At 74.5% G+C, this 14,572-nt stretch carries 13 protein-coding genes; 7 read left to right on the top strand and 6 right to left on the bottom strand.

Annotated elements, in window-relative coordinates:
* The first annotated feature begins 45 nt into the window (after window positions 1-45).
* Genes Sri02f_RS14355 through Sri02f_RS14375 form a run of 5 tightly spaced genes read left to right on the top strand, consistent with a single transcriptional unit; the run spans window position 46 to window position 4,543 of the window.
* Window positions 46-1,347 carry an MFS transporter gene (locus tag Sri02f_RS14355; RefSeq protein WP_109001566.1) on the top strand — a complete coding sequence of 434 codons (1,302 nt, stop codon included), beginning with the start codon at window positions 46-48 and terminating at the stop codon, window positions 1,345-1,347.
* Window positions 1,348-1,382: 35 nt separating this feature from the next.
* Window positions 1,383-2,198, top strand: a complete 816-nt coding sequence (locus Sri02f_RS14360) for a putative hydro-lyase (protein ID WP_109001976.1) — start codon at window positions 1,383-1,385, stop codon at window positions 2,196-2,198.
* A 19-nt stretch (window positions 2,199-2,217) separates the two neighbouring features.
* The gene (locus Sri02f_RS14365) at window positions 2,218-3,021 is read left to right on the top strand and encodes a LamB/YcsF family protein (RefSeq protein WP_109001567.1); all 804 of its coding nucleotides are present in this window, start codon (window positions 2,218-2,220) and stop codon (window positions 3,019-3,021) included.
* A gap of 2 nt (window positions 3,022-3,023) precedes the next feature.
* A complete protein-coding gene (locus Sri02f_RS14370; RefSeq protein WP_109001568.1) occupies window positions 3,024-3,677 on the top strand; it encodes a 5-oxoprolinase subunit B family protein in 654 nt (217 codons plus the stop codon).
* Window positions 3,674-4,543 carry a 5-oxoprolinase subunit C family protein gene (locus Sri02f_RS14375; protein ID WP_109001569.1) on the top strand — a complete coding sequence of 290 codons (870 nt, stop codon included), beginning with the start codon at window positions 3,674-3,676 and terminating at the stop codon, window positions 4,541-4,543. Before Sri02f_RS14370 ends, Sri02f_RS14375 begins: the two co-directional genes overlap by 4 nt.
* Before the next feature lie 153 nt (window positions 4,544-4,696).
* On the opposite strand, the gene Sri02f_RS14380 is transcribed toward Sri02f_RS14375, so the two are convergent.
* The 5 genes from Sri02f_RS14380 to Sri02f_RS14400 all read right to left on the bottom strand — a co-directional run bounded on the left by Sri02f_RS14380 (window position 4,697) and on the right by Sri02f_RS14400 (window position 10,448).
* Complete coding sequence (locus tag Sri02f_RS14380) at window positions 4,697-5,647, bottom strand: SGNH/GDSL hydrolase family protein (RefSeq protein WP_109001570.1); 951 nt, start codon at window positions 5,645-5,647, stop codon at window positions 4,697-4,699.
* Entirely contained in the window at window positions 5,644-6,912 is a 1,269-nt protein-coding gene (locus Sri02f_RS14385) for a glycosyltransferase (RefSeq protein ID WP_507772816.1), read from the bottom strand. Before Sri02f_RS14385 ends, Sri02f_RS14380 begins: the two co-directional genes overlap by 4 nt.
* 50 nt (window positions 6,913-6,962) lie before the next feature.
* Window positions 6,963-8,090, bottom strand: a complete 1,128-nt coding sequence (locus Sri02f_RS14390) for a glycosyltransferase family 4 protein (RefSeq protein ID WP_109001571.1) — start codon at window positions 8,088-8,090, stop codon at window positions 6,963-6,965.
* A gap of 219 nt (window positions 8,091-8,309) precedes the next feature.
* The gene (locus Sri02f_RS14395; RefSeq protein WP_109001977.1) at window positions 8,310-9,731 is read right to left on the bottom strand and encodes a hypothetical protein; all 1,422 of its coding nucleotides are present in this window, start codon (window positions 9,729-9,731) and stop codon (window positions 8,310-8,312) included.
* Window positions 9,732-10,040: 309 nt separating this feature from the next.
* Window positions 10,041-10,448, bottom strand: coding sequence for an ankyrin repeat domain-containing protein (locus tag Sri02f_RS14400; RefSeq protein ID WP_109001572.1), 408 nt, complete (start codon window positions 10,446-10,448; stop codon window positions 10,041-10,043).
* Between the two features lie 261 nt (window positions 10,449-10,709).
* On the opposite strand from Sri02f_RS14400, the gene Sri02f_RS14405 reads away from it, so the two are divergent.
* Entirely contained in the window at window positions 10,710-10,904 is a 195-nt protein-coding gene (locus Sri02f_RS14405; protein ID WP_069772012.1) for a hypothetical protein, read from the top strand.
* Window positions 10,905-10,944: 40 nt separating this feature from the next.
* Window positions 10,945-12,843, top strand: a complete 1,899-nt coding sequence (locus Sri02f_RS14410) for a P-loop NTPase family protein (RefSeq protein WP_245970634.1) — start codon at window positions 10,945-10,947, stop codon at window positions 12,841-12,843.
* Window positions 12,844-13,044: 201 nt separating this feature from the next.
* Here the strand turns inward: Sri02f_RS14410 and Sri02f_RS14415 are convergent, their stop codons facing one another.
* Complete coding sequence (locus tag Sri02f_RS14415; protein WP_109001573.1) at window positions 13,045-14,541, bottom strand: SCO1417 family PLP biosynthesis transcription factor; 1,497 nt, start codon at window positions 14,539-14,541, stop codon at window positions 13,045-13,047.
* Window positions 14,542-14,572: the final 31 nt, after the last annotated feature.

Below are 14,572 nucleotides of genomic sequence, written 5' to 3' on the forward strand. Positions count from 1 at the left end.
ACGGCTCAGTCCCAGCACCCTCCGTCCTCCTTCAGCGAGGTGCCCATGAGCACTCCCCCTCCACCGCAGGCCCCGTCCGCCGAGAACCGACGCACGACGACCGCGCACACCCCCGACGACGGGGCGGCGGCCTGGCTGCGCGCACTCGGGCCGCGCGGCCGCCGCGCCTTCGCCGGCGCGTTCGGCGGCTACGCCCTCGACTCCTACGACTACTTCACGCTGCCCCTGAGCATGGTCGCGCTGGCCTCGTACTTCGGCCTGGACAGCGGCCAGACCGGCCTGTTCACCACCGTCACCCTGGTCGCCTCGGCGATCGGCGGCGCCGTGGCGGGCGTTCTGGCCGACCGGATCGGCCGGGTCCGGGCCCTGATGATCACGGTGATCACCTACGCGGTGTTCACCGTCGCCTGCGGCTTCGCGCCCACCTACGAGACGCTGCTGGTCCTGCGGTCCCTCCAGGGGCTCGGCTTCGGCGGCGAGTGGGCGGTCGGCGCGATCCTGGTCGCCGAGTACGCGAGCCCGAGGCACCGGGGCCGCACCCTCGGAGCGATCCAGAGCTCGTGGGCCGTCGGCTGGGGCCTCGCCGCCGTCGCCTACACACTGGTGTTCTCGTTCTTCGGCGACGACACGGCCTGGCGGATCATGTTCTGGACGGGCGCGCTGCCCGCCCTGCTGGTGGTGTGGATGCGGCGCCGGGTGCAGGACGCGCCGCAGGCCACGGCGGCACGGGAGCAGAGCACCGAGAAAGGCTCGTTCCCTGCGATCTTCAAGGGCCCGCTGCTGCGGACGACGCTCTTCGCGGGCCTGCTCTCCACCGGCGTGCAGGGCGGCTACTACACCCTCGCCACCTGGGTGCCGACGTATCTGAAGTCGGAGCGCGGACTGTCGGTGGTCGGCACCGGCGGCTATCTGACCTTCCTGATCTCCGGCGCCTTCCTCGGATACCTCACCGGGGGCTACCTCACCGACCGGCTGGGCCGGCGCCGCAACATCTGGCTGTTCGCCCTGCTCTCGGCGGTGTGCATCCTGGCGTACGCCAACATCCCGAGCGGCGCGGACACCCTGCTGCTCGTCCTCGGCTTCCCGCTCGGGTTCTGCATGTCGGCCATCTTCAGCGGCTTCGGGTCCTATCTGAGCGAGTTGTATCCGACGGCCCTGCGCGGCACGGGACAGGGCTTCACGTACAACACCGGCCGCGCCGTGGGCGCGGTCTTCCCCACCACGGTCGGCTTCCTGGCCGACAGCTGGGGGGTCGGCGGCGCACTGACCTTCGGCGCGATCGGCTACGCGATCGCCGCCCTGGCGCTGTTGGGCCTCCCCGAGACGCGCGGCAAGGAGCTCGAGTGAACCGCCCCTTTCTCACGCAGGACCGTCGTCCGCCTCTGGGCGAGGACCGTCCCGTCGCACTGGCCGAGCGGCACGCGCACGCGTGGAGCCCCGAAACCGCCCGCGCCCGCTTCCGGGCCGGTCTGGCGGGCCCCACGGCCGGCGTCGCGGCGGGCCACACACAGGTCAACCTGATCTCGGTGCCCGCGGACTGGGCGTACGACATGCTGCTGTTCTGTCAGCGCAACCCGAAGCCCTGTCCCGTCCTCGACGTCACGGACGCCGGCTCCTGGACGACCGTCCTGGCCGAGGGGGCCGATCTGCGCACCGATCTGCCCCGCTACCGCGTGTGGGCGGACGGGGAACTGGTGGACGAGCCCACGGACGTGCGCGCGTACTGGCGCGAGGACCTGGTGTCGTTCCTGATCGGCTGCAGCTTCACCTTCGAGTGGGCGCTGTCCGGGGCGGGCGTCCCCATCCGCCACCTAGAACAGGGGCGCAACGTCCCGATGTACATGACCGACCGTCAGTGCCGCCCGGCGGGGCGGCTGCACGGGCCGATGGTGGTGTCGATGCGACCGGTGCCGCCGCGGCATCTGGCGGCCGCCATCCGGGAGAGCAGCCTGCTCCCGGCGGTGCACGGAAGCCCCGTACACTGCGGCGATCCGTCGGGGCTGGGCATCGACGATCTCGGGCGGCCCGACTTCGGCGACCCGGTGGACGCCGAGCCCGACGACATCCCGGTGTTCTGGGCCTGCGGGGTGACCCCGCAGGCCGCGGTGATGGCTTCGCGCCCGCCGTTCGCCCTCACCCACGCCCCGGGGCAGATGTTCCTCACCGACGCCCGCGACGAGCAGTACCGCGTGGCCTGAGAAGGAGTACGAAGGAACTATGACCGCCACGCCCGCCACGCCCGCCACGCCCCCCGCACCCGCGACGACGGCGATCGACCTGAACGCCGACCTCGGCGAGGGCTTCGGCCGCTGGCGGCTGACGGACGACGAGCATCTGCTGTCCGTCGTCACCAGCGCCAACGTCGCCTGCGGCTTTCACGCGGGGGACGCGGCCACCATGCGGCGGGTGTGCGCGCTGGCGGCCGAGCGCGGCGTGACGATCGGCGCGCAGGTCTCCTACCGGGACCTGGCGGGCTTCGGCCGGCGCGCCATGGACGTGCCGGCCGCCGAACTGGCCGCCGAGGTGGCGTACCAGATCGGCGCGCTGGAGGTGTTCGCCCGTGCGGCGGGCGCGCGCGTCGCGTACGTGAAGCCGCACGGCGCGCTCTACAACCGGGTCGTGCACGACGAGGAGCAGGCCGGGGCGGTGATCGAGGGCGTGCTCCTCGCGGACACCGCGCCGACCGTGCTCGGGCTGCCGGGCTCACGTCTGCTGGAACTGGCTCGGGGGGCGGGGCTCGCGGCGGTCCCCGAGGCCTTCGCGGACCGCTCGTACACCGACGAGGGCACGCTCGTACCGCGTGGGCGGGCCGGGGCCGAGATCACCGAGCCGGAGATCGTCGTGGCACGCTCGGTGCGCCTGGCCCGCACCGGGCAGGTCATCTCCCACGCGGGGGCGTCTATCGAGGTGCGCGCGCGTTCGCTGTGCCTGCACGGCGACACGCCCGGCGCGGTGGAACTGGCCATCCGGGTCCGGCGCGGCCTGGAGGAGTCGGGGGTACGAGTGGAGGCCTTCGCGTGAGGGTGCGCGTCCTGCGCGTCGGAGACGACGCCCTGCTCGTCGAGCTGGCATCGGGCGAGGAGGCCGAGGCGCTGCACGCGGAGCTGCTGCGGCGCCGCGCGGCGGGCCTGCTCGGCGTCCGCGAGATCGTCCCGGCGGCCTGCACCGTGCTGCTGGACGGTCTGGCCGATCCCGGCAGAGTGGCCTCCGAGCTGGCCGCCTCCGACATACCGCCGGCTCCCCCGCGCGAGCAGGCGGTCGTGGAGATCGCGGTCCGTTACGACGGTCCGGACCTGGCCGAGGTCGCCGCGCACTGGGGCGTCCCGGAGGGGGAGGTGGCCCGCATCCACGCGGCCACCGAGTTCCGGGTCGCGTTCTGCGGCTTCGCGCCCGGCTTCGGCTACCTCACCGGCCTGCCCTCGCGCTACGACGTCCCGCGCCGGGCCGTCCCGCGCACCACCGTGCCGGCCGGTTCCGTGGCGCTGGCCGGGCCTTACACCGGTGTGTACCCGCGCACCTCGCCGGGCGGCTGGCAGCTGATCGGCAGCACGGAGGCGGTGCTGTGGGACCACGCGCGCGTGCCGGCCGCCCTGCTGTCGCCGGGCACACGCGTGCGCTTCGTGCCGGTGGGACCGACGGAGTCGGCGGGGACTGCGGGGACGGGGGGACCCTCATGAGCGACCGCGCGCTCGTCGTCGTCCGCGCCGGGGCGCTCACCACGGTGCAGGACCGGGGCCGCCCCGGACACGCGCATCTCGGGGTGCCCCGCTCCGGTGCGCTCGACGGGCCCGCGGCGGCCCTCGTCAACCGGCTGGTGGGCAACTCCGCCGACGCGGCCGTCCTGGAGACCACGCTCGACGGGTGCGCCCTCAGGCCGCGCTCGGACGTGACCGTCGCGGTGGGGGGCGCGCCGTGCCGCGTCTCCGTGGACGGCCGGCCGGTCGCCTGGGGCGCGCCGGTACGGGTGCCCGCCGGGGCCGTGCTGGACGTCGGCCCCGCCCTGAGCGGGGTGCGCGGATACGTCGCCGCGGCCGGGGGCGTCGCCGTGGAGCCGGTCCTCGGCAGCCGCTCCACCGACCTGCTGTCCGGCCTCGGCCCCGCGCCCCTCACGAACGGCACGGTCCTGCACCTGGGACGCGAACTCGCCCCGTACGCGCGCGTGGACGTCGGTCCCCAGCCGGCGCCCCCGGGCGAGCTCGTCCTGCGGGTGACGCACGGCCCGCGCGCGGACTGGTTCACCCCCGAGGCGGTGCGCACCTTCACGTCACGGACGTTCCACGTCTCCTCGGCGAGCAACCGCATCGGACTGCGCACCGAGGGACCCGCTCTGGAGCGCGCCGTGGACGGCGAGCTCGCGAGCGAGGGCATGGTGCTGGGCGCCGTGCAGGTACCGCCGGCCGGCCGGCCGGTGGTCTTCCTCGCCGACCATCCGACGACGGGCGGTTACCCGGTGATCGCGGTCGTGCGCGCGGCCGACCTCCCGGCCGCCGCCCAGGCGCGACCGGGGACGCCGGTCCGCTTCGTCGCCGTACGCAGGCGGTGACGCCGGATCGTCCTTGCCGACGAGGCCGGAAGAGACCGTCGACACCCCGTGGGGCCGTTCACGCCCGGTGGGGCCGTTCACGCCCGGCGGGGGCCCGTCCGCGCCCGGTGAGGCCGTCCGCGTCCCTGCGTGTCCCGGCGCGTCCGGCCGCCCCTAGGCGGCGTCCGGTCGTCGTTCCGGCGGGGACAGTGCGGCAAGGGCGGCCGACACGGCTGCGGACGTCCGCAGGTCGAGCCGGGCGCTCGTGCCCCGCGCGCGGTGACGCATCTCGTCGGCCGCCAGAGTGAGGAGTTGAGGGAGCAGGTCGGTGCACCTGCGCGCCACCCAGCCTGTGCCCGCGGTCGCCAGCCACCACAGACTCGCCGACGTCGTGGGCGCCGGGAACTCGGGCTCGGGCGACGGCGCCGGCCCGGTGGCGAGCCCGGTCTCGGCCAGCAACGCGTGGAAGCGCAGAGCCAGTTGACGGTGTCCGCGTTCGCCGGGGTGGAGCCGGTCCGCGCTCCACATCGCCCGGTCCGCCGTCCACGCGCCCTCCGCAGCGTGCAGATGGACGGCGTCGTACCGCTCGGAGAGCGCGTGGACGACGGCGTTGACCGCGCGCTGCCGTCGGGCCAGCGGCCGGGCGAGGGCGCCCGGCAGTCCGAGCGTGGCGCCGGGGTCGGGCAGACACGCGGTGAGCAGGACCGCACCCCGCTCGGCGAAAGCACCGTAGACCGTGTCCAGGCGGGCGGCCACGGCTTGGATGTCGAAGGTGCAGCGCAGGGTGTCGTTGACGCCCACGACGACGGAGACGACCTCGGGCCGCAGCGCCAGGGCCGCCGGGAGCTGGCGTTCCAGCACGTCCCGTGTCTGCGCCCCGCTGACCGCGAGATTGGTGAACTCGACGCCGGTCACGGGCTTTCCGGTCCCCGCGGCCCTCTCGGCCCCCGCAGCCTCCTCGATCTCACCGGTCTCACCGGTCTCGCCGGTCTCGCCGGTCTCGCCGGTCTCGCCGGTCAGGCCGTCGGCCAGCAGCGCCGCCCATCCGCGCCACCCCTGGCCCACGGGGTCGCCCACCCCCTCGGTGAGCGAGTCCCCGAGGGCCACGAAGCGCAGGCGTCTCATCCGAGGGCTCCGGGCGTGAGGGGGCCCAGGGCAGCGCTGGCCGAGGGCGTGGGCAAGGGCGTGGGCAGCGGTAGCGGCGGAGCCGACGCCTGCGGCCGGGACGAGGCAGCCGCGCCGTGGACGTCGCCGCGGGTCGGCGCCGTCGCGTCGTGCGCCGCGAGGAACGCGTCGACCGCCGTCGTCCAGCCGAAGCATTCCGCACGCGCGCGTGCCGCCTCACGGCGTCCCGCGACGGGACGGTCCAGGAGCTCCTCCACCGCGTCCGCGAACGCCTCCCCCCGGTCCGCCGCGGTGGCTCCCGCGGTCCCGATCACCTCGGGGAGCGCCGACGACGCGCTCGCGACCACCGGGGTGCCGCAGGCCATCGCCTCCAGGGCGGCGAGCCCGAAGGTCTCCGCCGGCCCCGGCGCCAGACACACGTCGGCGACGGCCTGGAGCGCGCCCAGCGCACCCCGGTCGGCGACGTGCCCCAGGAACGTCACGGGCAGCCGGCGTTCCCGCGCCCTCTGCTCCAGCCGGGGCCGCAGCGGACCGTCCCCGGCGACGACGAGCACCGCCCGCGCACCGCGTCGCCGCAGCGCCTCCAGGGCGTCCAACGCCGTGCCGGGCCGCTTCTCCACGGAGAGGCGGGTGCACATCACCAGCAGCGTCTCGTCCCCGCGCGCGTGGACGGCCCGCAGCCCGGCGTCCCGCAGAGCGGGATGCCGTTCGGCGAGGTCGACGCCCAACGGGGCCCGCACCACGTTGCGGACGCCGATCCGCACGAACTCCCGCTCGGCGAACTCGGTCGTGCACACCACGCGCGCGTAGGTGTGCGCCGTGCGCAGGTTGAGCGCGTCGGCGGCGCGCCGGGCCGCCCCCTCCGGCACGCCCCAGGTACGCAGGACGCCGTCGGCGGTCTCGTGCGAGACCATCACGGCGGGCACCCGGGCCCGCCGCGCCCACTTGCCGGTCCAGCGCAGCGTCGTGCGGTCGCAGACCTCCAGGCGGTCGGGGGCGAGGCCTTCCAGCAGGCGGGCGACACGCCGCTTGTCGACGAGGACGCGGTAGCCGCCGGTGCCGGGCAGCAGGGGTCCGGGCAGGGTGATCACCCTGCCCTGCTCGGTCTCCCGGTCGGTCGTCCGCTCGCCGGGAACGATCAGGACCGGCCGGTGGCCGGCCTCGCGATAGCCCTTGCCCAGCTCGCGCAGCGCGGTGCGCAGCCCGCCCGAGGCCGGGGCCACGAAGTTGGCGAGGCGGACGATCCGCAACGACCCGCCGTTCACACCGCCGTTCACACCGCCACCAGGCGCCTTCATGCCGCCACCGGACGCGTTCATGCCGCCACCACCAGACGGCGTGCCGCGAGCACGTCCTGGTAGTGGTCGATGAGCCGGTCTCCGACGGCGGTCCAGGTGCGTCCCTCGACCGTGTCCCGCCCGGCGGCGCCGTAGGCGGCCCTCTGTGCGGGGTCGCGGGTCAGCGAGGCGACCGCGTCCCGTACCGCCGTGGCGTCGCGCGGCGGGACGAGCAGACCGGTGCGTCCGTGGGCGACCAGGTCCAGCGGGCCGCCCGCGGCCGGCGCGACCACGGGCACACCGCTGGCCATGGCCTCCTGCACGGTCTGGCAGAACGTCTCGAACGGGCCCGTGTGCACGAACACGTCGAGCGAGGCGAAGATCCGGGCGAGGTCGTCGCCGGTGCGTCTGCCCAGGAAGACCGCGCCCGGCAGGGCCTCCTCCAGACCCGGCCTGCTGGGCCCGTCGCCCACCACCACGAGCCGGACGCCCGGCAGTGCGCAGGCGCCGGCCAGGAGCTCGACCTGCTTCTCGGGGGCGAGCCGCCCGACGTAGCCGACGATCAGCTCGCCGTGCGGGGCGAGTTCGCGGCGCAGTGCCTCGTCGCGGCGGTCGGGGCGGAACCGCACGGTGTCCACCCCCCGCGGCCACAGCTTCACCCGGGGCACGCCGTGGGTGTCCAGGTCGTGCAGGGCCGCGCTGGAGGGGGCGAGGGTGAGGTCGGCTGCGGCGTGGACGGACCGTATCCGGCGCCAGGCGGCGGCCTCGCCGGCGCCCATGTAGGTGCGGGCGTATCCGCCCAGGTCGGTCTGGTAGACGGCGACGGCGGGGATGCCGAGCCGGGAGGCGGCCGACATGCCCCGGACGCCGAGGACGAACGGGCTGGCCAGGTGGACCAGATCGGCACGGTGCTCCGCGATGGCCGCGGCGACGCGTCGGCTGGGGAGGGCGACGCGGACCTGGGGGTAGCCGGGGAGCGGGAGGGAGGGGACACGCACGACGGGGCAGGGCGCTTCGGCGTCCGGCCCGGCCCCCGCGGCGGTGGCGGGGGCGACGACGAGGGGGGCGTGACCGCGTTCGACGAGGTGTCGGGCGGTCTGGAAGGCGCAGTGGGCCACGCCGTTCACGTCGGGGGGAAAGGACTCGGTCACGATGACGACACGCATACCCGTGTTGTCGCCGTCCTGGACGTGGCCGCGTCAAAGTGGATCTGTCCGCACGACTAACGTCCCATGAGCGTTGCGCTGCGCGGCCGGCGCCCTCTGCGCGCGCACCGCGCGCAGGTCGGACGGTGTCCATGACCGTCGGCCCCGCCGGTCATGCGCCGTTCACCCGTCGGGCGGGCCGCCGCCGGGATCTCCTCGGGCGGCGGCCCGCTCCCGGGGTCACATCGCGGATGCCGCGTCGGGTCCGATCCGGCTCCGTACGGCCGTCTGGACCTCGGCCTCCTCGGCCGGGTCGGCGGCGAGCCGGCGCAACCGCTCCACGACCCGCGCGTCACCGGTCTCGGCGTGCCGGGCGGCGATCTCGCGGGTGCCCTCCTCGCAGTCCCAGAGGCACTCGACGGCGAAGCCGGCGGCGTAGGAGGGGTCGGTGGCGGCGAGTGCGCGGGCGCAGCGCCCGCGCAGGTGGGACGAGGCCGTCTCGCGGTAGATGTGGCGCAGCACGGGCGCCGCGCAGACGATGCCGAGCCGTCCGGCGCCGTCGACGAGGGTCCACAGGCTGGGCGCGTCGCAGCCCTCCCCCCGCACGGCCTCGCGCAGGGCGCCGAGGACCAGTTCCGTGTCCCTCGCGCCGCCCCGGCAGGCGAGCATGCGGCCGGCCGCGGCGCCGAGGGCGTCGGGCCGGTGGACCCAGCCGCGGGCCCGGTCGACGGCGGCGACGCTGCGCATGCGTTCGAAGGCGTCGACGGCGGCCTCGACGACGGTCGCCGAGCCTGCGGCGACGGCCTGTTCGACGAGGACGAGGGCGTCCGGGTCGTTGCAGTCGGCGAGGTAGCGCAGGGCGGTGCACCGGGCGCCGTCGGCCCCGTCCTTGGCCGCCTGCACGATCTCGGGGCGGTCCTCCGGCCCTGCCACGGCGGAGAGGCAGCGGGCGGCGGGGACGTGGAGCGCGGCTCCGCGCTCGACGCCCTGTTGCGCCCATTCGAACACGGCCTGCACGCTCCAGCCGGGCCGTGGGCCGCTGGGACTCATCTGGCGTTGCCAGCGGTCGAAACAGCCGGCCTCGTGAGCGGCGCGCACGCGGGCGGAGACGTACTCGCGGGGATCCTCGGCCCACAGCCGCCAGGGCCGTGGCTCGAAGGCGTCCCGCACGACGGCGGCCAGTTCGGCCTCGCCCTCGGCATCCGTGGAGAACCGGGCGAGCACCGGTGCGGCGAGGGCGCGCAGACCGGCGTCGTCGTCCCGCAGGGCGAGCTCGTCCAGGGCCCAGGCCCAGTTGGCTCCCGTGGCGGCGTATCTGCGCAGCAGTTCGAGGGCGTCCTGCCTGCCGTAGGAGGCGAGGTGGCCGAGGACCGCCAGGGCGAGCCCCGTACGTGACTCCTCGGTGTCGAAGACGTCCTCGACGTCGAAGAGATGGGCCTCGATCTCGTCCAGCTCGCCGTTGAGGTCGAGGTAGAGACGGGCGTAGTAAAGGGAGCGGTTCTCCACCTGCCAGTCGTGGCGGGGATCCCGCTGCACACAGTGGTTCAGCGCCGCGAGCGCGTCGGCGCGCGGTGCCGTGAGCGCGTGCAGCGTGCCGTCGCCGCGGCCCCTCTGGAGCAGGCCGAGCAGCGTACCGCTGGGCGCTATGACCGGATCGAACATGGGAAACAGCCTCACATCAAGCGTCGACGCAACCGGGGACGTGCATTACCTGGCCGCGTGCCAACACGTCGGGGCGCCCGCCGTTTCCTGCTTGCTGTAGACCATCTTCCTCTGCCTCTCGTCGGTGGCCCATGCGGACCGCATCACGGCCCGCGCGGTGCGGCAACACCTGCCCAGCCATCGCGTCCGTGAATCACGACGTCATGATGACCCGGCTGTTCTACCTGCCGCGACCGAAATTTCCGGCGGCCTTGTACCGCCTCCCCCGTGGTCGTCGATTTACCTGGTCAGGAACTTCTGTCGACGTGCTCAGGATCCGTCGGCCCCGTGCGCGCCGAACAGGTCCAGCAGCTCCGTCCTGCCGAACATGCGGGCCGTGTCGACGGCCGACGGCGTGCCCTGGGAAGGGTCGGCGCCGGCCTCCGTCAGGGCCTTGACGACGTCCGTCTCACCCTTGAATACGGCTCCGGCGAGCGGGGTCTGGCCGCGGTCGTTGATCCGGTCGGCCTCGGCGCCGCGGGCCAGCAGGGCCCGGACGGCCTCGGCGTGGCCGTGGTACGCGGCGAGCATCACGAGCGAGTCGCCGCGGTCGTTGGTGAGGTTGGCCGGAACGCCCGCGTCGACGTACGCCACGAGCTCCTCGGTCTGTCCCCGGCGAGCCAGATCGAAGATCTTCGTCGCCAGCTCCACGACCTCGGGGTCGGGGGCTTCGGTCATCGGCCGGACCGCCTCTCGCTACAACCGTTCAGGTGAATCGCCAGCGTACTGGCTCGTCGGTCCCCTGGCCGGTGCCGTCCGCGGCAAAGATCACCCAAGTCCCCGTTCGTCGCAATTCTCCTGCTCGGGCAGCCCACCGAACCTGCCGCCGCATGGGGGAAATGAGTCTTATTTCACCCAGTTGCACCTTTTATCGTATGGATACATCCTGTGAGCCTGGAAGTACTCATGGTGACTGTCCCCGCGAACCAGGAGAACCAAATGATCCTGTCCATGTCAGGCGTGGTCCTGCTCGGCATCGTCGTCTTCCTCTTCTTCCGCAAGGACGGGCTGAAGGGGTCGCACGCCATCGTCTCGGCGCTGTTCGGGTTCTACATGGCCAGCACGGCCATCGCCCCGAGCATCAAGGCCGGCGGCGAGAGCCTGGCCAGCCTTCTCGGCGGCATCAAGTTCTGACGCCGCACGTCCTGTCCGTACGCACCTCCAGGAGACAGCAGTGGCCCGGCGCCCCCTCCCCCGCATCCTGAGCACAGGCAGCGCGCAGATCGCCCGGAGTCGGGAGCTGGCCCGGACGGCAGCCGACAGCGCCACCGATGTCCTCCATCCGCTGATCACGATGACCCGCGGACTGCGCCGGCTGGCCTCGGCCGGGCGGCGCAGATGGGCCGAGACCCCCAGGGACAGACGCGGTCCGCTGCTGTTCCTGGCGGCCTCGGTGATCCTGGTCGTGGTGCTCGTGCCGTACGGCCCGCTGCTCGCCGTCGTCACCCTGATGGCGGCGGCGGCCTGGCAGGGCAGGGACCGCACCCCACCGGCTCCCGATGGCCCTGACGAATCGCAGATCCAGCGACTCCAGGTGCTGTACGAGGCCCTCGTCCCGCACTTCTCGACGGCCGAAGACCCGTCTCCCCTCTACGCCCACGGCGGCGACTGGGAGACGGTCTTCCCCACCCTGGAGTTCGACGACTCGGGTCGCGTGGCCCACCTGGTGATCCGCTATCCGGCGTACTTCCCGGACGGCGAGGCGGCGTCACGCGCGCGGATCGAGCAGTTGCTCGCCGCGAAGTCCGGCCGCGGCCGCGAGTACCTCTTCGACTGGGACGAGGAGGGCAACGAGCTCACGGTCAGCGTCCTCTCCCCGCTGCCCACCGACATCGCGGCCCAGCGCTTCGTCACCGCCCCCGGCGAGACGGTCCTGGGCTTCACGGACCCCTGCCGGGTGCAGCGCACCCTCCCGCTCGCCTTCGGCGCGGACCGGCGCGACGTCCCCCCCGTCGTCTGGCGCACCGGCATCCGCTCCACCGAGCCGCACCTGCTGGCGGTCGGCCAGCCCGGCAGCGGCACCTCGACCCTCCTGCGCTCCATCGCCCTCCAGGCCCTGCAACACGGCGACGTGCTGATCGTCGAGGGCGGCGGGACCGGCGAGTACGCGTGCCTGGCGGGCCGGGAGGGCGTGCTGGGCGTCGAGATCGGACTCGACGGCGCGCTGGACGCACTGGAATGGGCGGCCGGCGAGACCGAGCGCCGGCTCATCGCGGCCAACCGAGCCCGCCAGGCGGGAGAGCCGGCGCCGGAGGACACCAAGCGCCCGCTGTGGATCCTTCTGGACCGCCCCACCGCCTTCACCCACCTGGCGCAGTCCGACGGCCACAAGGATCCGCAGTCCTTCCTCCAGGTCCCGCTGCGGCACGGCCGCGCCGCCGCCGTCACGGTGGTCGTGGCCGAGCAGTTCGACGCCCTGGACTCCCTGAGCGACGCGGTGTGCCAGCACACCCGCGCGCGGGTCACCCTCGGGCCGGCGTCGGCGGAGCAGCTGACGGCGGTGCTCGGCGCGCCGCCGCACACCACCCCGGTCGACGACGTCCCGCCGGGACGCGGATACGCCCGGCTGGGCTCGGCGCCGGTCCACCGGCTTCAGGTGCCGGCCACACCGGACCCGTACGACGACGCGACGAGCGACGCGCACCGGCAGGCGGTGCTGGACCTGCTCCCGCCGCGCTCCACACCGGCAGACGCGGCGACGGCAGCCGACACGGAGACTCCCGTCGAGACGGCGGGCCCCGCCGACACGGCACCCCCGATCGGCACGGCGACTGCGCCCGGCACCGGGACTCGGGCCGATGCGGAGATCCCGGACGGCGCAGAGACGCCGGCCGACGTGGAGGCACCGGAGGCACCGGAGGCACCGGCGGCACCGGCGGCACCAATCGAAAGCGCCGCCCCGAAGATCATCGTCACGAAGGCCGCCACCCCGCCGGCCGCGACGCCACAGACCGTGACTCCGCAGACCGTGACTTCGCGGACGACGGTCCCGGAGACGGCCCTCTTGAAGCGGCCGGTCCTGGAGACGGCGGCAGCGGAAGGAGCCGTGGCGGAGGCGGCGGTCGCGGAGTAGACGGACACCGGACCGTCCGGCCCGGTCGGACGCCGCCGCCTCACCGGGCCCACCCGGCCCGACCGGACGCCGACGCAGGCGCCGCCGACCGGACCGGTCAGGCCGGTCGGCATCACCCGCTCCCGCCAGCCGTCGCCCGCCGCTCCCCTTCCTACGCGGTGTACGCCTGTACGGCCGTACAGGCGTACACCCCCTACGCCCCTACGCGACGAACGTGCGTGGGCCCTCGCCGCCCGCCGTGCCCCCGCTCTCCACGATCCGCGCGGCGGCGGCCAGGCGCATGGCCGCCTCGTCCGCCACCGCCCCTCCCACGGTGAACGGCAGCCGCACGTACCCCTCGAAGGCGCCGTCGACCCCGAACCGCGGGCCGGAGGGCACCCGCAGTCCGACTCTTTCCCCGGCCTCGGCGAGCCGGGACCCGGACAGTCCGCCGGCCCGCACCCACAGGGTGAGTCCGCCCTCGGGGACGGAGAACTCCCACTCCGGCAGCTCCCGCCGTACCGCCGCGACCAGGTCGTCCCGGTTGCCGCGCGCCTGGCGGCGGCGCAGCTCCACGGCCTGCTCCCAGCCCCCGGTGCTGAACAGCCAGTTCACCGCCAGCTGCTCGAGCACGGGCGTGCCCAGGTCGGCGTAGGCGCGGGCCGCCACCAGGCTGCGGATGACGTCCGGAGCGGCCCGCACCCACCCGATGCGCATCCCCGCCCAGAAGGCCTTGCTCGCCGAACCGACCGTGATCACGGTCGACCCGCCGGGGTCGAAGCCGCACACGGGCCGTGGCATCCGCACGTCGTCGAGCCACAGTTCGCTCATGGTCTCGTCGGCGACCAGCACCGTCCCGGCCGAGCGGGCCGCCTCCACCAGACGGCGCCGCTGGTCGTCGTCGGCGAGCGCGCCGGTCGGGTTGTGGAAGTCGGCGACGACGTACGCGATGCGTGGAGCGGCGTCGCGCAGGACCTGACGCCAGCGGTCCATGTCCCAGCCGGCCAGACCGTCGGCCATCGCGACGGGCACCAGCCGGGCGCCCGCCTCGCGCATGAGCTGAAGGATGTTGGCGTAGGAGGGCGACTCGACGGCGATGCGCTCGCCGCGTCCGCCGAAGAGGTGGCAGATGGCGTCGATGGCGCCCATGGCGCCGGTCGTGACCATGATCTGCTCGGGCATCGTCGGGATCCCGCGCGCGCTGTAGCGCTCGGCGATCATGGCGCGCAGCGCCGGCAGGCCCGCCGGATAGTCGCCGTGCGTGTGGGCGTACGGGGGCAGCTCCTCCAGTGCGCCCTGCACGGCCCGGGTGAGCCAGGGTTCGGGCGCGGGCAGGGCCGCGCAGCCCAGGTCGATCATGGAACCCAGCGTTTCGGGGGGCAGCGGCTCCAGCCCCCGGGCCGGGACCGGGTTGCCCGCCGGCACGGCCGTCCAGCTGCCCGCGCCGCGCCTCGACTCAAGGAAACCCTCCGCGCGCAGCGCCTCGTAGGCGGCGGCGACGGTGGTACGGCTCACGGAGAGGGAGAGGGCCAGTTCCCGTTCGGCGGGCAGGCGAGCCGCGACGGGGACCCGGCCTTCGAGCACCAGCAGCCGGACGCCGTCGGCGAGCGCGCGGTAGGCGGGCGGACGCCGGGCGCCGGGGCCGGCCGGGCGCTCCTGCTGGGACTTGAGGAGCCGGGCGAGCTGCGCGGCCCCCACCGCAGAGGTCCACTGCGCCATGTTTACCAGTCCACCTTCCCCGAATTGGCCA

This window comes from Streptomyces rishiriensis (genome assembly GCF_003112535.1).
Classification (GTDB): domain Bacteria; phylum Actinomycetota; class Actinomycetes; order Streptomycetales; family Streptomycetaceae; genus Streptomyces; species Streptomyces rishiriensis.